Consider the following 20,231-nt stretch of genomic DNA (forward strand, 5'->3'; position numbering starts at 1 on the left):
CATTGCGCCGGCACCCTCAAGAATACTGCCTGACGTCGCCGGGGCTCATCGCGTCAAAGCGGCTCTCGTGGATACCGCGCGCCCGGAGCGCCGATGACAGACGCTTGGCGGGGTCGTCCCGCGCCTCGTCGGTCAGCTTGAAGACGCCCCAGTGAGTGCCGAGCGCCGCGCGCGCATCCAGGTCGCACAGGATCTGGACCGCCTCGTCGGGATCGACGTGCTGTGCCGCCATGAACCACCGCGGATCGTAGGCGCCGATCGGCAGCAGGGCGAGATCGGGCGACCCGAACGCGGCCCGCATCCTGCGGAAGATGCTGCCCGTGCCGTAGCCGGTATCGCCGGCGAAATAGACCAGCTTCGTCGCCGCGCGGAGCATGAAGCCGCCCCATAGCGCCATGCGGCGGTCCCGCAGACCCCGCGACGACCAGTGGTTCGCCGGGACGACGTGCACCTCCGCCCGGGGAGCGATCGACACGCGGCCGCCCCAGTCCCGCGCCTCGATCCGCGCTGCGGGCAGGCGGCGACGGACGATGGCGTCGTTGCCGAGCGGCGTCACGATCAGGGGCGCGTGCCCGGCTTGGAGGGTACGCAGGGTCGCGATGTCCAGATGGTCGTAGTGATTGTGCGACAGCAGGATCGCGTCGATCGGCGGGAGATCGCCGAGCGCGATGCCGGGAGCCGCCGCGCGCTTCGGCCCGGCGAAGCCGACCGGACTGGCGCGATCCGACCAGACCGGATCGGTGAGGATGTTGAGACCCGCGACCTGGATCAGCAGCGTCGCATGACCGACCATCGTGACCCGCAGACCATCCACCCGCACATCCGGTTTGGTCGGCCGGACCGGGACGTTCTTCGGCCAGGGATTGTCCGGCGCGGTCCGCCGCCAGCGCAGCAGGTCGCGCAGCCGGCGATCGGTGCCGGGCTCGCCCGGATTGAAGAAACGTACGCCGTCGAAATGATCCGACACCGGACCGCTGTAGTAGGAATTCGATGTCGGCATCTCGCGTCCGTCGGGCGTTCGGGCGGCCGCGATCTTATTCATCGAGGCCCGGCGCGTCCCGTACGACACGATCGCGATGACGACCGATCGCTCCGACAGGCGGACCGGCACGCGTTTCCCGGAGGGACAATCCCGTGCCCCTGCCCGCCCCGCCGCGCTACACTGCCGTCCGACCGCAGCACACCGCCCGCCGGACTGGCATCGCCATGATCAGCCTCAGCCTTCGCGTCGACATCGACGACCATGGACGCATCGGTCCCGGAAAGATCAGGCTGCTGGAGCAGATCGGGGCGCTGGGCTCGATCTCCGCCGCGGGGCGGTCGATGAACATGTCCTACAAGCGCGCCTGGGCCCTGGTCGACGAGCTGAACCGCTGTTTCGGCAAGCCGGTCGTGTCGACGCAGATGGGCGGGCGCGCCGGCGGCGGCGCCGCCCTCACCCCGTTCGGCAGCGAGTTGGTCGCGCATTACCGTGCCATCGAGAGCAAGGCCGAACAGGCCGCCGGCCTGCACCTGAACGCGTTGCGGGCGGCCGCCGAGCGGAGCGGCTGAAGTCGCCGGCCCGTCAAGCGGGCTGCAGTCCGAAGGCGTCCGCCAGTTCCCGCTTCGCCAGCAGGTCGGCGAGGCTGTGGCGGTCGAGCACCGCCATGAAGGCGGCCAGCGCCTCGGCCAGCACGCAGGCGAGGCCGCAGCCGGGGGCGAGGATGCAGGTGGCGCAGTCCACCAGGGCGAAATCGTCCTCCATGCGGCGCACCACCTCGCCCACGTTGATCTCCGCCGCCGGACGGGCGAGGCGCACGCCGCCGAAGCGGCCGCGCGCGCTGGTCACGTAGCCGGCACGGCCGAGGTCGTTCACGACCTTCATCAGGTGGTTCTGCGAGATGCCGTAGGCGCGCGCGATCTCGGCGATCGAGCAGAGCGCGTCCGGCTTCGCGCCCAGATAGAGCAGCACCCGCATCGCATAGTCGGTGTAGCGCGTCAGCCGCATCCGTCGTCCCCGCTGCGGCATCGCGCCGCCACGTCGATATATGCTCTTTCTATACATCTTTGGCGAGCCGCTATATATGTACCAGCTGTACATGATTGGTCGACCTTGATCGGACGAGCGCCATGGAAGCGGACGCGACGGACATCGACGAAGCCGGACTGAAGCGGCTGGTGGACCGGTTCTACGAGCGGGTACGGGCGGACGCGATGCTCGGCCCCGTTTTCGAGGACGCGGTGGACGACTGGCCGCCGCACCTGGAGAAGCTGGCCGCCTTCTGGTCGTCGGTCGTGCTCCGCACCGGGCGCTACACCGGCAACCCGATGACGGCGCATGCCCGGCATGCCGGGCGCCTGAGCCCGGCGATGTTCGAGCGGTGGCTGGCGCTATGGCGCGGGGCGACCGCCGAGACGATGGCGCCGGCCGCCGCCGCGCTGCTGCAGGCGCGGGCGGAGCGCATCGCCGAAAGCCTGCAGCTCGCCCTGTTCTTCCGCCCGGGCCGCAGGCCCGCGCGACCCTGAAGCCCATAAAACACCGCGATCCGCGCTGCCGCTCCCGTGCCTGGTGGGGACCGGCGCCGGCGTAACAGAGAGTTCCCATGAGCGAGCATCGTACAGACGCGGATCCCGGCCGGCGCGCGGGCGCCGACGCCCTTCCGCTCGCCGCCGCGGCGACCGCCGCGATGTCCACCCTGCTGTGGCCGGCTGCAGCTTCCGCGCACGTGAAGTGGTTCGCGCCCTACATCGTCGGCGCCGCACCGGCGCCCGTCGGAGACACGCTGGCCAATAGCTGGTTCTGGCTGGCCCTCGCACTCGTCCTCGGCTTCTTCCTGGCGACGCGCGCCGTCGAGCGCACCGGCGCCGGCACCGCGATCCTGGCCGGCATGGACCGGGTCACCGACCCGCTCTGGCGGCGGCTCGACGATTTCCTGCGCGTGGTCATCGCGGCCTTCTTCGTCGCCGTCTTCGCGGTCGGCGGCGTCTACCTGACCCCCGACCTGAAGACCCCGGCGGAGTGGGTCTCCTGGCTGCAGCTGCTGATCGCCGCGGGCCTGTTCTCGCGCCGGACGATGCCGTTGTCGGCCGTCGGGATCATCGGCCTGTGGGTGCTCGCGCTGCGCGACTACGACATCTTCCACCTGCTCGACTACCTGGCGCTCGGCGTCGCCGTCGCCGCCTATCTGGTCCTGGCCGCGTCGGACAGGCCTGAATGGCGCCGGCACCGGTTCGAGGTGCTGCGCTGGGGCGTGGCGATCGCGCTGATGTGGTCGAGCCTGGAGAAGTTCGCCTACCCGGACTGGTTCTATCCGCTGGTCGAGGAGAAGCCGTTCCTCACCTTCGGCATGCCGCGCGACGTCTTCATCCCGATGGCCGGCGTGGCGGAGTTCACCATGGGCTTCGGCCTGCTCTGGACGCCGCTGGTGCGCCGGATGTCGGCGGTGGCGCTCTTCGTCATCTTCAACGCCGCCGTCTATCCGTTCGGCCGGATCGACCTGATCGGCCACGCGCTGATCATGGCGATCATCGTCGCCATCGCCGCCGACCACACGCGCGACCTCCACGTCCTGCCGTCGCTGCGCCGCTCCTTCGCCGGCGTGCCGGGCGGACTGGCCGCAGCACTGGCAGTCTTCGTCGCCGGCTATTGGGGGCTGCACATGGCGCTGTACGGAATCGGCGGCGTGGCCGTCGCCGCACTGCCGGAGCGGGCGACCCACTCCTACAGCGCCGAGCACCCGCACGGCCCGCAGGCCCTGGCCAGCATCGGGGTCGATGCCGGCCGTGCCGCACCCGCCGCGCGCCGCCCGGGCGATCGCGCCACCGACCGCGCAATGGCGGAAAACCGCGTGATCATGGACAGGATGCACGCCGCCATGGCGGAGGCCGCCGCCTCCGGCGACCCCGACATCGACTTCGTGCGCGGCATGATCCCGCATCACCAGGCCGCGGTGGAGATGGCGGAGGTGCAGTTGCGCTATGGCAGCGACCCCGCGAACCGGGAGCTGGCGCTGCACATCATCGAGGAGCAGCGGCGCGAGATCGACGCCATGCGCGAGTGGCTGCGCGAGCGCGGCATCGCGCCCGCATCGGACTGATCCCGCAGCAGGGAGGACGAAGATGGCGAAGGACCGCACACACCGGCCCGGCGAGGAGCGCGGGAAAGACGGGCGCGGAGAAGACGGGCAGGAAGCGGAGGGCTTCAGCTCGCCGCCCTGCTTCATGCACGAACTGGCACCGGAATATCTGGGCTATATGGGCGCCGCCGAACTGGACGACCTGCTGTCGCGGATCGAGGGCCTCGTCGCCAGCGGCGGCGGCGTTGTCGCGGGACGCCTGTGCGCGGCGCTGCGGCACGGCACGGCACCGCGCATTGACGGCCTCTCGGCCGAGGCGAAGCGCCGCGGAGCGGCACTGCTGGACGAAACCCTGATGCGCATCCAGCCGTCCCCGGTGCGCGACGGCCTGGAGGCGCTGCGCCGGCGCCTGGCCGCGGCAGACGACGCGACACCATGAGGAAACCTTCCACCCAACGACCAAGGCAGGCCGAACCATGCCCACCGATACGCCCCCCGACACGCTCTCCGCCCCGGACGCCGCACGCCTCGCGCAGGCCCTGCTCCACGGACCCGACGCCGTCGTCTTCTCCGATCGCGAAGGCATCATCCGCTTCTGGAACGCGGCGGCGGAGCGGCTGTTCGGCTTCGCCGCCGCCGAGGCGGTCGGCCGGTCGCTCGACATCATCATCCCGGAGCGCCAGCGCGCGGTTCACTGGAGCGGCTACGCCACGGTGATGGAGACGGGCCGCAGCCGCTACGGTGCCGGCGACGTCCTGAGTGTCCCCGCCCTGCACAAGGACGGCCGCCGCCTCTCGGTGGAGTTCACCATCGCCATGCTGCACGCCGGGGACGGCGGGGTCGACGGCATCGCCGCGATCATGCGCGACAACACCGCCCGCTTCGAGGAGGTGAAGGCGCTGCGGCGCCAGGCGTCCGGCCGCGGCTGAACGCGTGGGCCCGCGGCATCATCCGGCAGCGGGCGGCGCGTCCGGGTCGGTGCGGTCGTCGAGGATGAGCTGCAGGAAAGCGAGATCGAGCCAGCGGCCGAACTTCGCGCCGGCCTGGGGCAACAGCCCGACGCGCTCGAAGCCCAGCGTCTCGTGCAGGCGGATCGACGGGGCGTTGCCCGCCTCGATACCGCCGACCATCACGTGCTTGCCGAGCGCGCGGGCGCGGGCGATCAGCGCCACCATCAGCGCCCGGCCGACCCCGCCCCGGCGCCGGTCGCCGCGCACATAGACCGAGTGCTCCACCGTGTGGCGGTAGCCGTCGAAGGCGCGCCAGTCGCCGAACGAGGCGTAGCCCAGCACGGTGCCGTCGTCGTCGACTGCGACCAGCACGGGATAGCCCTGGCACCGCCGGTCGGCGAGCCACGCCGCGCGGTTCGCCGCGTCGACCACCGTCTCGTTCCAGATCGCGGTGGTATTGGCGACGGCGTCGTTGTAGATCGCCGTGATCCCGTCGATGTCGCCTTCGCCCGCGTCGCGGATCTGCATGCCGTCCTCCGCCGTGTCCGGTGGACGGTATAGCGCAGCCGCGGGCCGCGCGGGACGCTCTCGATCGGCATGCGCGACAGCATGCGGGCTGGCCCGAGACGGAAAACCCGGGCGCGCACGGCGGCCTCGCGGCGCCGGTGCGGCCCGGGCATCCGCCCCCGACCGATGTGGACGAAGCGTGGGCGGGGCTACCCCGCCGCGCGCATGGCGCCCGGATCGACGACGGCGTAGAGGCCGCGCTGGGCGGGCACCGGCTGGAACCGGCTGCTGATGCCGAGCACCGTCTCGGCACCGCCGAGATAGAGGTGGCCGTCCGCGGCGAGCACCTTGGCGATGCCGTCGAGAATGCGCGTCTTCGTGTCCGTATCGAAGTAGATCAGGACGTTGCGGCAGAAGACCACGTCGAAGCTGCCGAGCGAGGCCGGGTCGGTCAGCAGGTTGAACGGCCGGTAGCTGACCATCGAGCGGATCTCGGGCTTCAGCTGCCACTTGTCGCCCTGCTGGACGAAGTACTTCACCAGCAGCTGGATCGGCAGGCCGCGCTGCACCTCGAACTGCGAGTAGACTCCCTCCTTGGCGATGCGGAGCACCTCGTTGGAGACGTCCGTCGCCAGGATCTCGACCCGCCAGCCGGCGAGCTGTGCCGCGGCCTCCTTGCAGAGCATGGCGATCGAGTAGGGCTCCTGGCCGGTCGAGCTGGCCGCGCACCAGATGCGGATCTGCTTGCGGGCCGCCCGGGCCTTCAGCAGCGCGGGCAGGACGTAGTCCTTGAACTGGTCGAAGGGCTTCTTGTCGCGAAAGAAGAAGGTTTCGTTCGTGACCATCGCCTCGACGACCTCGCGCACCCGGTCGGCGCGCGTGTCCTTCATCAGTTCGCGCACGAAGGCGTCGGCGGTGCCGCAACCCTGTTTGCGGGCGATCGGGGCCAGGCGGCTTTCGACCAGGTAGGCCTTGTCGGCCGACAGGACGAGCCCGCATTCCTTGCGGACGAGCTTTGCGACGAAGTCGAATTCCTGCGGCGTCATCGTTCTGCTCCGCCCGCGATCCGCGCCAGACGCGGTCCCATTTCTGAAAGTGCGAGGATCTCGCTGCACACGCCCGCGCGCGCCACGGCGCCGGGCATACCCCAGACGACGCTGGTCGCCTCGTCCTGGGCCAGCACCTTGCCGCCCGCCTGCACGACCGTGCGGCAGCCGCCGAGGCCGTCGCTGCCCATGCCGGTCAGGATCACCGCGAGGACGCCGTCGCCCCAGACCGCGGACATGCTGCGCAGCATCGGGTCGACCGACGGTCGGCAGAAATTCTCGCGCGGGCCCTGGTCGAGCTTGATGAAGCGGCCGCCGTCGCGCGCCACCACGCTCATGTGGTGGTCGCCCGGGGCGAGATAGATCCGCCCGCCGGCCACCGGCTCGCCGTCGACCGCCTCGGCGCAGGGCATCGAGGCGACGCGGCCGATATGCTCGGCCAGGATGGTCGTGAAGGTCGCCGGCATGTGCTGGGTGATCAGGATCGGCTGGCGCATCGGCGCCAAGCCGCCCAGGACCTTCAGCAGCGCCTGCGGCCCGCCGGTCGAGCTGCCGATGCCGATGACCGTCGGCGGCCGCAGCCACTGGGTGGGACGCAGCACCGGCGCCGCGGGCGCCGCGGCCTGCTTCGGCACCGCCGCCACCCTGCCGGGCGTCGGCGCGGCGGAAGCCGGCACCCGCTGGCGCCGCCGGGCGCCGAGCGTCAGCACCTTCTCGGTCAGGTCGCGGCGGAAGTCGTCGGCGGTGTTCACCTCGCGCGACGTCGTCGGCTTGGCGACATAGTCGGCGGCACCGGCCGACAGGGCGCGGATGCTGACTTCGGCGTTCTTCCGGGTCAGCGTCGACGCCATGATGATCTGCAGGTTGGGGTCCTTGCGGATCAGCAGCGGCAGCGCCGTCAGCCCGTCCATCACCGGCATCTCGATGTCGAGCACCACGACCTCGACCTCGTTGCGGTCGAGCGCCTTGATGGCCAGCTCGCCGTTGGCGACCGTGGTGACGACGGCGATGCGCGGGTCGGCCTCGAGGATGCGGGCGATCAAGCCGCGGATGACGAGGGAGTCCTCGACCACCATGACACGATAGGGGGACTCCGCCCGTCCAGGCGGGGCCGTGGCCCGCCGCGGCTCTGCGGCGGCCATCAGAGCAGTCCCGCCTGCTCGAACTTCGCTTCGACGATTTCCTTGTCGAAGGGCTTCATGATGTATTCGTTGGCGCCCGCCGCCAGCGCTTCCTGGATGAAGCTGAAGTCCTTCTCGGTCGTGCAGAAGACGACGATCGGCTCGGCGCCGCCGTTGACGCGGCGCAGCCGGCGCAGGAAGTCGATGCCGTTCATCACCGGCATGTTCCAGTCGAGCAGCACCGCATCGGGCATGTGCGCCACGCACTTCGCCAGCGCCACCTTGCCGTCCTCCGCCTCCTCGACCTCGAACTCGAGGCCTTCGAGGATCTTGCGGGCAACCATGCGGACGACCTTGGAGTCGTCGACGACGAGACAGGTCTTCATCATTTCCTCCGGCATCTCGCTTTCAGGTGCTCAGGCCGCTTCAGCCGTGCGGATGCCGTCGAGCACGCGGGCGACGTTCAGGACCAGCAGCAGCTGGCCGTCCAGGCGGTAGATCCCGTCGCAGACCTCGCGCCAGAGCTGGCGCAGCGTCGGCGGCGTCGCTTCGAAGCTGTCGGGCGACAGGGTCATCACCTCGCCGACCGAGTCGACGAGCAGGCTGTAGAGCTCGCCCTCGCGCTCGGTCACGACGCTCATGCTCTTGCTGGGCTCGGCGCAGGGCGGCAGGCCCAGGCAGCTGCGCAGGTCGATGGCGGTGACGATCCGGCCGCGCAGGTTCAGCGAACCAGCGATCGCCTTCGGCGCCAGCGGGATGCGCACGATGCGCTGCGGGTTCAGGACGTCCTGGGCATGCAGCACGGGGATGCCGAACAGCTGGCCGCCCACGGTGACGGTGATCAGGTGGCCCGAGGCGGCGTCCGCCGCCGCGTCGTCCTTCTTGATGTATGCCGGGCTCATCAGGCGGCACCTCGCGTGAGGGTGAGGGACTGCGACAGGGTCTCGAGCAGTCCGTCACGGTCGAACTTGGGAACGTAGTCGGTGAAGCCGACCTGGCGGCCGCGGTCGATGTCGCCGGGCGACACCTTGGCGGAGAGCGCCACCATCGGCGTGTCCTGCCAGCGGTCGCTGCGCCGGGCCGCCTCGGCGAAGCCGAAGCCGTCCATCCCGGGCATGTCGATGTCGCTGATGATGACGTCGAAGTCCTGGCCGCGGTCGTGCAGTGCCATCGCGCGGTCCGCGCTCTCGACGCTGGTGACCTCGTAGCCGGCCCGCTTCAGCAGCGGCGACAGCATGTTGCGGAAGAAGGCGCTGTCGTCGACCAGCAGCACGCGGCGCTGGCCGTCGGACTTGGCGGCCGAACCGGCCTTGGTGCCGAACCAGTCGGCGAAGGTCTGCGACAGGTACCAGCCCAGGTCGATGACCTCGGTCGCCTTGCCGTTGATCACGGCGGTGCCCATCGTCCCGCTGCTCGACTGGCCGTCGAGCTGGAAGTCGAGCACCTCCTCGGCGATGTCGAGGATCTCGTCGACGACGAGGCCCATCGTGCGGTCGCGGTCGGTGAAGACGATGACCGGCTGGCGGCCGGTCTCGGCGAAGCGCACCTCGCCGGCGGTGCCGACCAGCGGCATCAGTGTGCCCCGATACTGCACCACCGGGCGGCCGTCGGCATACTCGATGGCCGTGACGTCGATCTCCTCCAGCCGCGCCACGAGGGACAGCGGGACCGCCTTCGGGGTGGCACCGGCGCTGCGGAACAGCAGCAGGGCAACCTTTTCGTCGCCGCCGGCCGCGTGGGCCGCGACCATGCCGGCGTCGCGGTCGCCCGCCTTCGCCTGGCCGCGCCGCGAGGCGATGCCGTTGGGATCAAGGATCATCACGACGCTGCCGTCACCCAGGATGGTGTTGCCGGAGAAGACCGGGTTGTCGCGCAGCATCGGCGCCATCGGCTTCACCACGATCTCCTCGGTGTCGAAGACCCGGTCGACCATGATGCCGAAGGTGTAGGTCCCGACCTGGCTGACGACGATGAAGACGTCCTGCTCGCCGTCCTCCATCTCGCCCAGTTCGAGCAGTTCACGCAGCGAGACGAGCGGCAGCAGGCGGTCGCGCAGGCGCAGCACCGGCGTGTGGTCCAGGGTCTCGATGCGGTGCTCGCTGGTCTTGGAGGACCGGACGAGTTCCAGCACGCTGAGCTGCGGGATGGCGAAGCGCTGGCCGGCGCACTCGACGATCAGCGAGGCGACGATGGCGAGGGTCAGCGGGATCTTGATGTTGAACTCGGTGCCCTTGCCGACGACCGAGTTCATCTCGATCGAGCCGCCGATCTTCTCGATGTTCGAGCGCACCACGTCCATGCCGACGCCGCGGCCGGAGACGTTGGTCACCTGCTCGGCGGTCGAGAAGCCGGCTGCGAAGATGTACTGCTGCGCCACGTGGTCGGGCATCTGCTCGACCTCGGCGGCGCTGGCGAGGCCGTTCTTGACGATCTTCTCGCGGATCTTGGCGATCGACAGGCCGCGCCCGTCGTCGGCGATGCGCAGGATGATGTGGCCGCCTTCGTGCCAGGCCTGCAGGCGGATGCGGCCGGTCTCCGGCTTGCCGGCGGCGCGCCGCTCTTCCGGCCGCTCGATGCCGTGGTCGAGCGAGTTGCGCACCATGTGGGTGAGCGGATCCTTGATCAGCTCCAGCACCTGGCGGTCCAGCTCGGTCTCCGCGCCGGTCTGCTCCAGCTCGATCTTCTTGCCCAGGTCCTGCGCGATGTCGCGGACGATGCGCGGCAGCTTCGACCAGGCGTTGCCGATCGGCTGCATGCGCGTCTTCATGACGCCTTCCTGCAGCTCCGACGTGATCTGGTTGAGGCGCTGCAGCGGCGTGGCGAACTCGCTGTCCTCGCGGGTCCGCACCATCTGGAGCAGCTGGTTGCGGGTCAGCACCAGCTCGCTGACGATGGTCATCAGGTTTTCCAGGACGCTGACGCCGACGCGGATCGACTGGTTCGCGGCGTTCAACTCGACCGGATGGTCGTCGGCGCGCGGCGCCTCGACCCTGGCGGCCGCTGCGGCAGGCGCGGTCGCCGCTGCGGCGGGCGCCTGGGGCGCGCCGGCGCTCGTGACAGCGGCGATCGGGGCGGGAACGATGTCGCGGCGGACGCCTTCCAGCACGCCCAGAACGTCGTCGATCACCGCCTCGGCGGTACCCATCTCACGCACCGCATCGACGAGATGGCCGATCCACGCGTCGAAATGCGAGTCGTTCAGCTGGCCGGCCAGGCTCGCATGCGCCTGGGCCAGGTCGCCGCCGGCATAGTCGTTGGGGCCACCGAAGCCGCGGGCGAGCCAGTCGCGCAGCATCGCCTTCTGCACTTCGAGGATCGTGTGCTCGAAGAAGGGCGAAAGCCGCGGGTCGCGGATGACCTTGGCATAGAAGGAATCGACTGCAGCCTCGATCGCCGGCATGCCGCCGATGCGCTCGAACAGGCTGCCGTCCTCGGAGGACGGCGCAGGCTCTGCGGCGGCCTTGGGAGCGGCCGAGGGGGCCGCGACAGAGGGGGCGGCGTAGGCCGCGGCGTGAGGGCAGACGGGCGCTTCGCCGTCGGCGGTGCGGTTCAGTTCGTCGATCAGCGCGCCGTCGTCGCCGTCGGGCTCGGCGCCGGTCTGCTCCAGTGCACCCAGGATGGTCTTGAACTGGTCGAGGGTGCGCAGGATCAGCGTCACCGAATCGGCCGAGACCGACAGCTCCCCGTCACGATACTTGCCGAGCACGTTCTCGGCGGCGTGGCCGAGCCGCTCCAGGCGCGGCAGGTCGAGGAAGCCGCAGGTGCCCTTGATCGTATGGACGATCCGGAAGATCTTCCCCAGAAGATTCGGATCGTTCGGGTTCCGCTCGAGCCTGACCAGCTCGGTATCGAGTTCGGCCAGCCCTTCCGCAGTCTCGGTTAGGAATTCCCCGAGCAGGTCGTCCATCTATGCGCTCCACGTTTGCTCTCCCCTCTCGGGGGAACCTTCGTGGACCGTAACCTCAAGGTGTGAAGAGGCCGTAAAGCATGCTATGCGGCGGCCCGGCTGCGCAGGGACAACTTGTCCGCGCCGGGCTCGACGACGATGTCGACGCCGGCTCGGCCCGCCATCAGGATCGCCACGTGCGCCTGGATGGAACGCGCGTCCAGCTCCTCGACGGCGGCACCCCGCAGCGCCGCGTCCACCTGGGGATGCAGGGCGGCGCCGCGCCCGTCCGCCGTCACCGTCGGGACCGGCCCACCGTCGGCGACGATCGCGACCGTGCCGCCGCGCGGCAGCGCCTCGCCGGCGATCAGCGTCAGGTGCAGCAGCAGCTTGGCGCGCGTCGCCTCCAGTTCAACGCCCTGGGTACGCGGGTCGTTGGGCCAGTCGAGCGCCACTTTCCCGCCTTCGAACCAGCCGGCGGCGCAGCGCCCGAGTTCGGCCATCGCCCAACTGTCTCGGCCACCCGCCGCACCGAACGCCAGGCGGAAGAAGTCCAGCCGCCGCCAGGCCTGCCGCGCGCTGTTCTGCAGCAGCGGCAGCACGTCGTCGGCCATCGACGGGTCGAAATCCTCCAGCAGCTCGATGCCGTTGTTCACGGCACCGACCGGGCCGACCAGGTCGTGACACAGGCGCGAGCAGACGAGTTCCAGGACCCGCATGTCGATGTCGGTCGCCAAGATGGTGCCTCCTGCATCCGGTCGCGCCATCCGGCGCCTGCGCCTAGACTAGGTTCTATGCCCGACCCGACGCAAACCCCTTCGCCCCCACCGTTATGCTCGGACGTACCACAATGCCGTCCTTTCTCACGCCCGGTATGATCGTGCGCCACCCGGCACGGCCCGACTGGGGATTGGGCCAGGTGCAGTCGTCGATCGGCGCGCGGGTGACCGTGAACTTCGAGCACGAGGGCAAGGTCGTCCTGAACGCCGATCGCGTCGACCTGGAGATCGTCGGCGACGACCCGCGCCGGCGCTAGGCTCGCGACCAGCGCCGCGGCGACGTCCACCCGCCGCGCGCCATGCGGCGCGTCCACCCCCTGCCGCTTGCCCGCGGGGGCGACATCCGCCCGCGGCGCCCCTATATTCTCCTGATCCGACCCGAACCCTCCACCCGCCGGGCAGAGCATCAGGGACGCGCATGACCGACCTCACCGCCACACCGCACGCCATTCCCCAGTCCGCGCCGGCGGTCGACCCGTTCGGCCGCGCAATCACCTATCTGCGCGTCTCGGTCACCGACCGCTGCGACTTCCGCTGCGTCTACTGCATGTCGGAGAACATGTCGTTCCTGCCCAAGGCGGACCTGCTGACGCTGGAGGAACTGGAGCGGCTGTGCGGCACCTTCGTGCGCATGGGCGTGCGCAAGCTGCGCCTGACGGGCGGCGAGCCGCTGGTGCGTCGCAACGTGATGAGCCTGTTCCGCGGCCTGGGCCGGCACATCGCCGAGGGCAACCTGGACGAGTTGACCGTCACCACCAACGGCAGCCTGCTCGCGCGCTACGCCGACGAGCTCTACGACTGCGGCGTGCGGCGGCTCAACGTGTCGCTCGACACGCTCGACGCCGACAAGTTCGCGGCGATCACCCGCTGGGGCCGGCTCGACAAGGTGATGGAGGGCCTCGCCGCCGCCGACCGCGCCGGGCTGAAGATCAAGATCAACATGGTGGCCCTGCGCGGCGTCAACGAGGACGAGTTCGACCGCATGATCGCCTGGTGCGGCGAGCGCGGCTACGACCTCGTCATCATCGAGGTCATGCCGATGGGCGACATCGGCGAGGACCGGCTCGACCAGTACATGCCGCTCTCGATGGTGCGCAGCCGCATCGCGCGCAGCTGGACCCTGGACGAGAGCGACTACACGACCGGCGGCCCGGCGCGCTATTCCACCGTGCGCGAGACCGGCGGCCGCCTCGGCTTCATCACGCCGCTGACGCATAATTTCTGCGAAAGCTGCAACCGCGTCCGCCTCACCTGCACCGGCACCCTCTACATGTGCCTCGGCCAGGAAGACGCTGCCGACCTCCGCGCCGTCCTGCGCAGCAGCGAATCCGACGCGCCCCTCGAAGCCGCCATCCACGACGCCATCGCCCGCAAGCCGAAAGGCCACGACTTCATCATCGACCGCCGCCGCGGCCGCGTGTCGGTACCGCGGCATATGAGCGTGACGGGGGGGTGAGGGCCAAGTGGCCTTCGCGTTACGGCCGAGTGGCCAGGACGCAGAAGGCCCTTTCTCCGCGCATCAGCCGCGGTGCCGAGAAGCCCGCTTCACGAAGCGCCTTTACCATGTCCTCCTCGCGCTGCCCCGCGTGCCGCGTGAAGCAAAGAGCAACCTGCCCGCCGGGCACGAGGATCCGCCGCACCTCCGCCAGTCCTGCTGCAGCATCGCTCCAGACCTGCACGGAGTTGACCGCCAGGACTTTCTCGAACGATGCCTCCGCGAACGGAAGGCTCTCCGCTACCCCCCGGTGCAGCTCGACCCGGCCTCGGCGGATCGCGGCCGCGTTCCGCGCCTTGGCCTGAGCCATCATGCGCGTCGATACGTCGACGCCGGCTATCCGCCCCTTCGTCACCAACCCCGATAGCCGCTTCAACGCCACGCCTGGACCAAATCCGATCTCCAGCACGCGGTCGGCCGGCCCGACTTCCAATAGGCCGACCGCCCAGGCTCCCGCGTCGTCGTTCATCCGCGCCATGATCCACCCGCCGATGCGGCCGAGCAGGCCGCGAGGACGCCCGAACATCCGCAGAAGGATCGACTTGCCAAGGCCCATGCGATGGAACCTCCGACGGGAACAAGGGCGGCCGTTATACCTGCAGCGGCCCGGATGTAACCCAGGAGAATCGGAGCCCAACGGCGCCAAAATCCCCAACGTCTGCGCCCATTTCGGCATCGCCTGCACGAACTTCGAGGGCTTCCTGAAGGCGAAGGGCTGGAGCTTCTGACGAGCGGCACCGCGATGGCACCCCGTCATCCTTGCAAATTCAAAGTCTGCCTTTCGATTTGCAAGGATGACGCTGGGCGCCACGGACGGCCCGGGCTAGCCGTGCCGTCCCAGCGGGGCTATCGTCACGGCGTTCCGGCTTGGCTCGGCGTGTCGGGCAGCCTGCCGATGCGCGAAGAACGGTGGAGAAGACGAATGGCCTATACCTTGGAACAGCTGAGCAGCGACATCCGCGGCGTCCTGAAGAACGACGACGGCACGACCGGCAAGCAGGCGATCTGCGGTCTGGTGGCCAAGGCGCTGGTGGACAAGGAGTTCGTCGCCAAGCACCTGACCAGCGAACAGTGCAAGCCGCGCAAGGTGCTCTACGAAGACCCCGACATGGGCTTCTGCATCTGCGGCCATGTCTATGAGAACGGGGCGCACGGCGCGCCGCACGACCACGGCTCCAGCTGGGCGATCTACGGCGTCGCCGAGGGCGACACCGAGATGACCGACTGGCGTATCGTGAAGAAGGGCGAAGGCGACCAGCCGACGCTTGTCGAGCCGGTCAAGACCTACCTGATGCAGCCCGGCGACTGCCAGGTCTACGACGTCGGCGCGGTCCACTCGCCGAAGCGCGACGGCATGACGAAGCTCATCCGAATCGAGGGCAAGAACCTCGACCACGTCAAGCGCTCCAACATCAAGGCCGCCTGACGCACCGGCAGCCGCGGGCCGGACAGCCCGCGGCGCCCTGCCCCGGCGCCCCCGGTCAGTGCGCGAACAGCACCGGCACGGTCATCTGGCGCAGGACGCTGCGCGTGGCGCCGCCGAGGAGCATCTCGCGGGCGCGGCTGCGGCCGTAGGCGCCCATGACGATCAGGTCGGCCGAGCCCGACGCCGCCTCCGACAGGAGGAGTTCGCCCGGCTCGATGCCGGCGGCGACGGTGGTCGCCGCCTCGGCCGGCACGTCGTGGCGGGCGAGCGCCTGGCAGAGGTCGGCGCCCGGCACCGCCTGCGGGTCCGCACCGGCTGCGGCGATCGACAGGACCGTCACCTGCTCGGCCCGCAGCAGCAGCGGTAGCGCGTCGTGCACCGCGCGCGCCGCCTCGCGGCTGCCGTTCCAGCCGATCAGCACGCGGCGCAGCTTCGGCGCGGCACCGATATAGGGCACGACGAGCACCGGCCCGCCCGCCGCGAAGACGAGGTCCTCGGCCAGCGTCGCCGGCGTGAAGTAGCCGGGCGCGTCGGGGTCGTGCTGGCCGACGACCGTGAGGTCGGCGCAGCGCGCCGCCGCCGCCACCGTCCGCAGCACGTCGCCCTCCACCGTCCGCCACTCGGTCGGCCCCTGGGCGCCCTGGGCGACGGCAGTGTCGAAGATCGCCTTGGCGTCGGTCGCTTCCCGGGCCGCCCAACTCTTCTGCTTCTCGATGAATTCCAGGCTGGGCTCGATGTAGAAGGGCAGGCTCGCATTGTCGCGCACGTGCAGGCCGGCCAGGTGCGCCCCGTGCTCCGCCGCCAGCGCGAGGGCGAATTCCACCCGCCGGGCGCAGGCCGGGCCGGCGTCGACGTGAACCAGGATTGTGCGGATTGCCATGCTGCGTCTCCTCGGATGCGGGCGGGCGTTCTGGTGGGCCGGCAGGATGGGGCGCGCGCCCGTGCGCCGCGCCCCGTCCCGTCGAAGGAGACGGACTCAGGCGGCCTTGACGGCGATCTTCTTCTCCGCCCGCTTCGCCTCCGGCTTCTTCGGCAGCGTCAACGTCAGCACGCCGTTCTTGAAGGTGGCGGCGATGCCGTCCGCGTCGGCGTCATCCGGCACACGGAAGGAGCGCTGGAACGAGCCGTAGCGCCGCTCGGACACGTAGTAGCTGTCCTTCTTCTCCTCGCGCTCCTGCTTCTTCTCGCCCTTCACGGTAAGGATGCCCTCGGCGAGGGAGACGTCGATGTCCTTCTCTTCGCTGCCGGGCAGTTCGGCGGTGATGCAGTATTCGCCGTCGCGCTCGACCACGTCGACCGTCGGCAGCTGGCCGCCGAAGACGCCGGGCAGGCGCCGGCGCGGCTCGACCTCCATGGCGCGGCGGCCGAACGGCATCAGCGGGAAGCCCGACAGGATGTCGTCGAAGGCGCGCTCCATCTCCTCGCGGAGCGACGCGAAGGCGGGGAATGGTGCCGCGGCGGACCTGGGCTCTGCCGGCGACGGCTGGGTCTCGGATTGGGATGTGCTCGAGGCTTTCGCGGGAACATCGTTCATCGCTGCTCTCCTCCGTTGGCGTCGGCGGCGCGCTGGCCGTGACGGTGGCGAATGGATAGCCGCGAACCGGTCGTTGGTCCTTGTCCTAGATCAAATGTTGACCGCGACCGGCAGGCCGCCCCGGGGCTACCATCCCCCCGCCCCTCCGCTATACTCGCGCCTCCCGCCCGTCGCCGGCACGGATCGTCATGTCCGAACCCCGCATCGCCTTCGTCGCGGCCGACAGCGAGGCGGCGCAGCGTGCGTTGACCGAGTTGGAGGCCGCCTACCCGCACGTCGCGCCGGAAGAGGCGGACGTGATCGTGGCGCTGGGCGGCGACGGGCTGATGCTGGAAACGCTCCACCGCTTCATGAGCAACGGCCGCGACGGGTGCGGCAAGCCGATCTTCGGCATGCACCGCGGCAGCGTCGGCTTCCTGATGAACGGCTACGGTCCGCTCGGCCTGGTGCAGCGCGTGGCGCGCGCCCGGCCGGTGGTGCTGACGCCGCTGCTGATGACGGCCCACACCCGCGACGGACGCACGGTCGAGGCGCGTGCCGTCAACGAGGTCTCGCTGCTGCGCGAGACGCGCCAGACGGCGAAGATCCGCATCCGCGTCGACGGCGTCGTGCGCCTGGACGAACTCACCTGCGACGGCGTCCTGGTCGCCACGGCCGCGGGCAGCACCGCCTACAACCTCTCGGCGCACGGGCCGATCCTGCCGCTCGGCACCCAGCTGCTGTGCCTGACGCCGATCAGCGCCTTTCGGCCGCGGCGCTGGCGCGGCGCGCTGCTGCCGCGCGGCGCCGAGGTCACCTTCGAGGTGAACGAGGCCGACAAGCGCCCGGTCAGCGCCGTCGCCGACTATACCGAAGTGCGCGACGTCGTCCGCGTCGAGGTGCGCGACGACCCCGACACCCGCCTGACCCTCCTGTTCGATCCCGAACACGACCTGGAGGAGCGCGTCCTGAAGGAGCAGTTCCTGTCGTGAGTGTAAAGCGCCCCCCGCGCAAGAGCGATTGGCGGCAGCGCATGCCGCTGCTGCTGAAGACCATCGCCATCGGTGCCGTCGGCGGCGCGCTGTTCACATGGCTCAACACGCCGCTGCCCTGGATGCTTGGGGCGCTGGCCTTCACCTCGATCAGCGCGCTCGGCGGCGCCAAGCTCTACCTGCCGCCGGACTTGCGCCGCGTGATGATGATCGTCCTCGGCGTCCTGCTCGGCAGCGCCTTCACGCCGCACCTGCTCGACCAGATCGGCGCGTGGCCCTGGACGCTGCTGGGCATGCTGGTCTTCGTCGTGGTCGGCGGCGGCCTCGCGACCCTCTTCCTGATGCGCGTCGGCGGCATGGACGGGCCGACGGCCTTCTTCTCCGCGGCACCGGGCGGCCTCAGCGAGATGATCCTGATCGGCCCGACGATGGGCGCCGACGAGCGCCAGATCGCGCTGATCCACGCGACGCGCATCGTCATGGTGATGCTGATCCTGCCGCCGGCCTTCCGCATCTTCTCCAGCTACGTGCCGCCGGCCGACCTCGGCTCCGGCGGCAGCATCGTCGGCACCGAGCTGCTCGACCTCGCCATCCTGGCCGCCTGCGGCGTGGTCGGCGCCGTCGTGGCGAAGCGGCTGCGCTTCCCGGCCTGGCAGATGACCGGCCCGATGCTGTTCAGCGCCGTCGTGCATGTCGGCGGCATCACCGCGGCGCGGCCGCCCTACGAGATCCTGGCGGTCGCCCAGGTGATCATCGGCGCCGGCGCAGGCGCGCGCTTCGCCGGCATCGGCTGGAACCAGCTCGCCCGGCCGATGGTGCTTTCGGCGATCACGACGGCGGGGCTGGTCGTCCTGGCCTACGTGTTCGCCCTGGTCATGGGTGCCGCGACCGGTCTCGATTTCCGCGGCATCCTGCTGGCCTACGCGCCGGGCGGCTTCGCCGAGATGAACCTGATCGCGCTGTCGCTCGGCATCGAGGTCGCCTTCGTCGCCATCCACCACACGGCGCGCATCTTCCTGGTCGTCCTCCTCGCCACCTGGCTGTCCCAGCTCTTCTGGAAACGCCCCCGCACCCCCTCGCCCCAGGAAGCGGACTGAGCGGTCGAGCCGACTGAGCGGTCGAGCCGACTGACCGCTCAGACCATCGCCGGTGCGGTGCGCCGCCGCGGCCCGCCGCGGACCAGCAGGAACAGGGCGATGGCGATGTTCAGCAGGTTCCAGAAGAAGCCGTTCAGGAAGGCGGCGTCGTAGGACAGGGTCAGGTCGTAGATGGCGCCCGACATCCAGCCGCCGATCGCCATGCCGCCCAGGGTCGCCGACAGGACGAGGCCGATGCGCGTGCCGGCCTGCGCCGCCGGGAAGAACTGGCGCACGATCAACGCGTAGCTCAGCACGATGCCGCCCTGGAACAGGCCGAACAGCGCCGAGACGACGTAGAGCGAGCCGACGCTCTGCGAGGTCATGTAGAGCAGCAGCGACACAGCCTGCAGCACCGAGCCCAGCAGCAGCGTCGGCAGCGGGCCGATGCGGTCGGCGATCCAGCCCGACGCCAGCCGGCTGACGATGCCGAAGCCCAGCATCAGCGACAGCATCTCCGCCCCGCGCTGCGCGCCGTAGCCCAGGTCGGCACACAGCGCCACGATGTGCACCTGCGGCATCGCCATGGCGACGCAGCAGGAGATCCCCGCCAGGATCAGCATGCCCTGCAGCAGGTTGGGGCGCATGCCGAGCGGCCGCGTCTCGCCGGTGAAGCCGCCGGGCGACACCTCGACGGCGGGCTGCAGCGGCGGCGGCCGGCGCAGCGCCAGGACCAGCGGCAGCATCGTCACCAGGCAGAAGATCCCGATGGCGAAATAGGCGTCGCGCCAGCCCAGCGCGTCGGTCACGCCCTGGATCGCCAGCGGCCAGACGGTGCCCGCCATGTAGGCGCCGCTGGCGCCGATGGCGACCGCGATGCCGCGCCGCCGGTCGAACCACAGCGAGACGCCGGCGATGACCGGCCCGAAGGTGGCGGAGCTGCCGAGAAAGCCGATCAGCACCCCGTGGATCAGCGCGAACTCCAGCAGGCTGTCGGCCCGGCTCGCCAGGACGTAGCCCAGCGACAGCGCGAGGCTGCCGCCGACGACCGGCGCCACGATGCCGAACCGGTCGGCGAGCCAGCCCATCAGCGTCCCGCCGAAGACGAAGCCCACCATGGTCAGCGTGTAGGGCAGCGAGGCGTCCGCCCGGTCGACGCCGAAGTCGGCCTGCACTGCCGGCAGCACGACGACGATCGACCACATGCCGACGCCGCCCAGGGTGCTGAGCATCAGCGAGGCCAGCAGGCGGAACCAGGCATAGGGGCTCTCCGGCTCGCTGAGGGCCGGAGCGGCGGGGCGTTTCGGGCGGGAGATTGTCCTTCTCCTGTTCGCAGCGCCGGCAGAAGCGCCTTCTGCGGTACGCGACGGGCCGGATGATATCGC

Annotated in this window: 23 protein-coding genes; 10 read left to right on the forward strand and 13 right to left on the reverse strand. The window is 70.2% G+C overall.

What is annotated here, in order from left to right:
* Positions 1 to 16 precede the first annotated feature (16 nt).
* The gene (locus ABIE65_RS19830) at positions 17 to 1,000 is read right to left on the reverse strand and encodes an MBL fold metallo-hydrolase (protein WP_354080150.1); all 984 of its coding nucleotides are present in this window, start codon (positions 998 to 1,000) and stop codon (positions 17 to 19) included.
* Positions 1,001 to 1,134: 134 nt separating this feature from the next.
* Between ABIE65_RS19830 and ABIE65_RS19835 the strand changes: the two genes are divergently transcribed.
* Complete coding sequence (locus tag ABIE65_RS19835) at positions 1,135 to 1,551, forward strand: winged helix-turn-helix domain-containing protein (protein ID WP_354080152.1); 417 nt, start codon at positions 1,135 to 1,137, stop codon at positions 1,549 to 1,551.
* 13 nt (positions 1,552 to 1,564) lie between these two features.
* Here ABIE65_RS19835 and ABIE65_RS19840 read toward each other — a convergent pair whose 3' ends face one another.
* A complete protein-coding gene (locus tag ABIE65_RS19840; protein ID WP_354080153.1) occupies positions 1,565 to 1,987 on the reverse strand; it encodes an RrF2 family transcriptional regulator in 423 nt (140 codons plus the stop codon).
* Positions 1,988 to 2,109: 122 nt separating this feature from the next.
* Here ABIE65_RS19840 and ABIE65_RS19845 point away from each other — a divergent pair, with 122 nt between their 5' ends.
* From ABIE65_RS19845 to ABIE65_RS19860, 4 genes are all read left to right on the forward strand, one after another.
* Positions 2,110 to 2,505 carry a group III truncated hemoglobin gene (locus ABIE65_RS19845; protein WP_354080155.1) on the forward strand — a complete coding sequence of 132 codons (396 nt, stop codon included), beginning with the start codon at positions 2,110 to 2,112 and terminating at the stop codon, positions 2,503 to 2,505.
* 77 nt (positions 2,506 to 2,582) lie between these two features.
* Positions 2,583 to 4,076, forward strand: coding sequence for a CopM family metallochaperone (gene copM, locus ABIE65_RS19850; RefSeq protein WP_354080157.1), 1,494 nt, complete (start codon positions 2,583 to 2,585; stop codon positions 4,074 to 4,076).
* Between the two features lie 22 nt (positions 4,077 to 4,098).
* Positions 4,099 to 4,494: a hypothetical protein gene (locus ABIE65_RS19855; protein ID WP_354080159.1), complete on the forward strand. Its 396-nt coding sequence runs from the start codon at positions 4,099 to 4,101 to the stop codon at positions 4,492 to 4,494.
* Between the two features lie 37 nt (positions 4,495 to 4,531).
* Positions 4,532 to 4,984, forward strand: coding sequence for a PAS domain-containing protein (locus ABIE65_RS19860; protein WP_354080160.1), 453 nt, complete (start codon positions 4,532 to 4,534; stop codon positions 4,982 to 4,984).
* A gap of 18 nt (positions 4,985 to 5,002) precedes the next feature.
* Here the strand turns inward: ABIE65_RS19860 and ABIE65_RS19865 are convergent, their stop codons facing one another.
* The 7 genes from ABIE65_RS19865 to ABIE65_RS19895 form a co-directional block, all read right to left on the reverse strand.
* Positions 5,003 to 5,533, reverse strand: a complete 531-nt coding sequence (locus ABIE65_RS19865) for a GNAT family N-acetyltransferase (RefSeq protein ID WP_354080161.1) — start codon at positions 5,531 to 5,533, stop codon at positions 5,003 to 5,005.
* A gap of 188 nt (positions 5,534 to 5,721) precedes the next feature.
* Entirely contained in the window at positions 5,722 to 6,558 is an 837-nt protein-coding gene (locus ABIE65_RS19870) for a CheR family methyltransferase (protein WP_354080162.1), read from the reverse strand.
* Positions 6,555 to 7,700 (reverse strand): protein-glutamate methylesterase/protein-glutamine glutaminase, encoded by a 1,146-nt coding sequence (locus ABIE65_RS19875; RefSeq protein ID WP_354080163.1) that lies wholly within the window; start codon positions 7,698 to 7,700, stop codon positions 6,555 to 6,557. The genes ABIE65_RS19870 and ABIE65_RS19875 overlap by 4 nt, the downstream gene beginning before the upstream one ends.
* Complete coding sequence (locus ABIE65_RS19880) at positions 7,700 to 8,065, reverse strand: response regulator (RefSeq protein WP_354080164.1); 366 nt, start codon at positions 8,063 to 8,065, stop codon at positions 7,700 to 7,702. The genes ABIE65_RS19875 and ABIE65_RS19880 overlap by 1 nt, the downstream gene beginning before the upstream one ends.
* A gap of 30 nt (positions 8,066 to 8,095) precedes the next feature.
* Positions 8,096 to 8,581: a chemotaxis protein CheW gene (locus ABIE65_RS19885; RefSeq protein ID WP_354080165.1), complete on the reverse strand. Its 486-nt coding sequence runs from the start codon at positions 8,579 to 8,581 to the stop codon at positions 8,096 to 8,098.
* Positions 8,581 to 11,586, reverse strand: a complete 3,006-nt coding sequence (locus tag ABIE65_RS19890) for a chemotaxis protein CheW (RefSeq protein WP_354080166.1) — start codon at positions 11,584 to 11,586, stop codon at positions 8,581 to 8,583. Before ABIE65_RS19890 ends, ABIE65_RS19885 begins: the two co-directional genes overlap by 1 nt.
* A gap of 83 nt (positions 11,587 to 11,669) precedes the next feature.
* The gene (locus tag ABIE65_RS19895) at positions 11,670 to 12,302 is read right to left on the reverse strand and encodes a histidine phosphotransferase family protein (protein WP_354080167.1); all 633 of its coding nucleotides are present in this window, start codon (positions 12,300 to 12,302) and stop codon (positions 11,670 to 11,672) included.
* 113 nt (positions 12,303 to 12,415) lie between these two features.
* On the opposite strand from ABIE65_RS19895, the gene ABIE65_RS19900 reads away from it, so the two are divergent.
* Positions 12,416 to 12,601, forward strand: coding sequence for a DUF3553 domain-containing protein (locus ABIE65_RS19900; protein ID WP_354080168.1), 186 nt, complete (start codon positions 12,416 to 12,418; stop codon positions 12,599 to 12,601).
* A 161-nt stretch (positions 12,602 to 12,762) separates the two neighbouring features.
* Positions 12,763 to 13,800, forward strand: coding sequence for a GTP 3',8-cyclase MoaA (gene moaA / locus ABIE65_RS19905; protein ID WP_354080169.1), 1,038 nt, complete (start codon positions 12,763 to 12,765; stop codon positions 13,798 to 13,800).
* Positions 13,801 to 13,819: 19 nt separating this feature from the next.
* Here the strand turns inward: moaA and ABIE65_RS19910 are convergent, their stop codons facing one another.
* Positions 13,820 to 14,308 (reverse strand): class I SAM-dependent methyltransferase, encoded by a 489-nt coding sequence (locus tag ABIE65_RS19910; RefSeq protein WP_354080170.1) that lies wholly within the window; start codon positions 14,306 to 14,308, stop codon positions 13,820 to 13,822.
* Positions 14,309 to 14,761: 453 nt separating this feature from the next.
* On the opposite strand from ABIE65_RS19910, the gene ABIE65_RS19915 reads away from it, so the two are divergent.
* Positions 14,762 to 15,265 carry a hypothetical protein gene (locus tag ABIE65_RS19915; RefSeq protein ID WP_354080171.1) on the forward strand — a complete coding sequence of 168 codons (504 nt, stop codon included), beginning with the start codon at positions 14,762 to 14,764 and terminating at the stop codon, positions 15,263 to 15,265.
* Positions 15,266 to 15,320: 55 nt separating this feature from the next.
* On the opposite strand, the gene ABIE65_RS19920 is transcribed toward ABIE65_RS19915, so the two are convergent.
* Together ABIE65_RS19920 and ABIE65_RS19925 are read right to left on the reverse strand one after the other, a co-directional pair.
* Positions 15,321 to 16,145, reverse strand: a complete 825-nt coding sequence (locus ABIE65_RS19920) for a universal stress protein (RefSeq protein ID WP_354080172.1) — start codon at positions 16,143 to 16,145, stop codon at positions 15,321 to 15,323.
* A gap of 96 nt (positions 16,146 to 16,241) precedes the next feature.
* The gene (locus tag ABIE65_RS19925; RefSeq protein WP_354080173.1) at positions 16,242 to 16,799 is read right to left on the reverse strand and encodes an Hsp20/alpha crystallin family protein; all 558 of its coding nucleotides are present in this window, start codon (positions 16,797 to 16,799) and stop codon (positions 16,242 to 16,244) included.
* Positions 16,800 to 16,987: 188 nt separating this feature from the next.
* Here ABIE65_RS19925 and ABIE65_RS19930 point away from each other — a divergent pair, with 188 nt between their 5' ends.
* Both ABIE65_RS19930 and ABIE65_RS19935 read left to right on the forward strand, forming a co-directional pair.
* Positions 16,988 to 17,770, forward strand: a complete 783-nt coding sequence (locus tag ABIE65_RS19930; RefSeq protein WP_354080174.1) for an NAD kinase — start codon at positions 16,988 to 16,990, stop codon at positions 17,768 to 17,770.
* On the forward strand, positions 17,767 to 18,867 hold the full coding sequence (locus tag ABIE65_RS19935; protein WP_354080175.1) for an AbrB family transcriptional regulator: 1,101 nt from the start codon (positions 17,767 to 17,769) through the stop codon (positions 18,865 to 18,867). Before ABIE65_RS19930 ends, ABIE65_RS19935 begins: the two co-directional genes overlap by 4 nt.
* A gap of 38 nt (positions 18,868 to 18,905) precedes the next feature.
* Here the strand turns inward: ABIE65_RS19935 and ABIE65_RS19940 are convergent, their stop codons facing one another.
* Complete coding sequence (locus ABIE65_RS19940) at positions 18,906 to 20,078, reverse strand: MFS transporter (protein WP_354080176.1); 1,173 nt, start codon at positions 20,076 to 20,078, stop codon at positions 18,906 to 18,908.
* Positions 20,079 to 20,231 lie beyond the last annotated feature (153 nt).

Source organism: Constrictibacter sp. MBR-5, from assembly GCF_040549485.1.
GTDB lineage: Bacteria > Pseudomonadota > Alphaproteobacteria > JAJUGE01 > JAJUGE01 > Constrictibacter.

What these genes read in the sequence shown, in the direction of transcription:
- ABIE65_RS19830 (WP_354080150.1), bottom strand. Translation starts at nt 1,000, where the DNA reads ATGCCGACATCGAATTCCTACTACAGCGGTCCGGTGTCGGATCATTTC.
- ABIE65_RS19840 (WP_354080153.1), bottom strand. Translation starts at nt 1,987, where the DNA reads ATGCGGCTGACGCGCTACACCGACTATGCGATGCGGGTGCTGCTCTAT.
- ABIE65_RS19845 (WP_354080155.1), top strand. Translation starts at nt 2,110, where the DNA reads ATGGAAGCGGACGCGACGGACATCGACGAAGCCGGACTGAAGCGGCTG.
- copM (WP_354080157.1), top strand. Translation starts at nt 2,583, where the DNA reads ATGAGCGAGCATCGTACAGACGCGGATCCCGGCCGGCGCGCGGGCGCC.
- ABIE65_RS19855 (WP_354080159.1), top strand. Translation starts at nt 4,099, where the DNA reads ATGGCGAAGGACCGCACACACCGGCCCGGCGAGGAGCGCGGGAAAGAC.
- ABIE65_RS19860 (WP_354080160.1), top strand. Translation starts at nt 4,532, where the DNA reads ATGCCCACCGATACGCCCCCCGACACGCTCTCCGCCCCGGACGCCGCA.
- ABIE65_RS19865 (WP_354080161.1), bottom strand. Translation starts at nt 5,533, where the DNA reads ATGCAGATCCGCGACGCGGGCGAAGGCGACATCGACGGGATCACGGCG.
- ABIE65_RS19870 (WP_354080162.1), bottom strand. Translation starts at nt 6,558, where the DNA reads ATGACGCCGCAGGAATTCGACTTCGTCGCAAAGCTCGTCCGCAAGGAA.
- ABIE65_RS19875 (WP_354080163.1), bottom strand. Translation starts at nt 7,700, where the DNA reads ATGGCCGCCGCAGAGCCGCGGCGGGCCACGGCCCCGCCTGGACGGGCG.
- ABIE65_RS19880 (WP_354080164.1), bottom strand. Translation starts at nt 8,065, where the DNA reads ATGAAGACCTGTCTCGTCGTCGACGACTCCAAGGTCGTCCGCATGGTT.
- ABIE65_RS19885 (WP_354080165.1), bottom strand. Translation starts at nt 8,581, where the DNA reads ATGAGCCCGGCATACATCAAGAAGGACGACGCGGCGGCGGACGCCGCC.
- ABIE65_RS19890 (WP_354080166.1), bottom strand. Translation starts at nt 11,586, where the DNA reads ATGGACGACCTGCTCGGGGAATTCCTAACCGAGACTGCGGAAGGGCTG.
- ABIE65_RS19900 (WP_354080168.1), top strand. Translation starts at nt 12,416, where the DNA reads ATGCCGTCCTTTCTCACGCCCGGTATGATCGTGCGCCACCCGGCACGG.
- moaA (WP_354080169.1), top strand. Translation starts at nt 12,763, where the DNA reads ATGACCGACCTCACCGCCACACCGCACGCCATTCCCCAGTCCGCGCCG.
- ABIE65_RS19910 (WP_354080170.1), bottom strand. Translation starts at nt 14,308, where the DNA reads ATGAACGACGACGCGGGAGCCTGGGCGGTCGGCCTATTGGAAGTCGGG.
- ABIE65_RS19915 (WP_354080171.1), top strand. Translation starts at nt 14,762, where the DNA reads ATGGCCTATACCTTGGAACAGCTGAGCAGCGACATCCGCGGCGTCCTG.
- ABIE65_RS19920 (WP_354080172.1), bottom strand. Translation starts at nt 16,145, where the DNA reads ATGGCAATCCGCACAATCCTGGTTCACGTCGACGCCGGCCCGGCCTGC.
- ABIE65_RS19925 (WP_354080173.1), bottom strand. Translation starts at nt 16,799, where the DNA reads ATGAACGATGTTCCCGCGAAAGCCTCGAGCACATCCCAATCCGAGACC.
- ABIE65_RS19930 (WP_354080174.1), top strand. Translation starts at nt 16,988, where the DNA reads ATGTCCGAACCCCGCATCGCCTTCGTCGCGGCCGACAGCGAGGCGGCG.
- ABIE65_RS19940 (WP_354080176.1), bottom strand. Translation starts at nt 20,078, where the DNA reads ATGCTCAGCACCCTGGGCGGCGTCGGCATGTGGTCGATCGTCGTCGTG.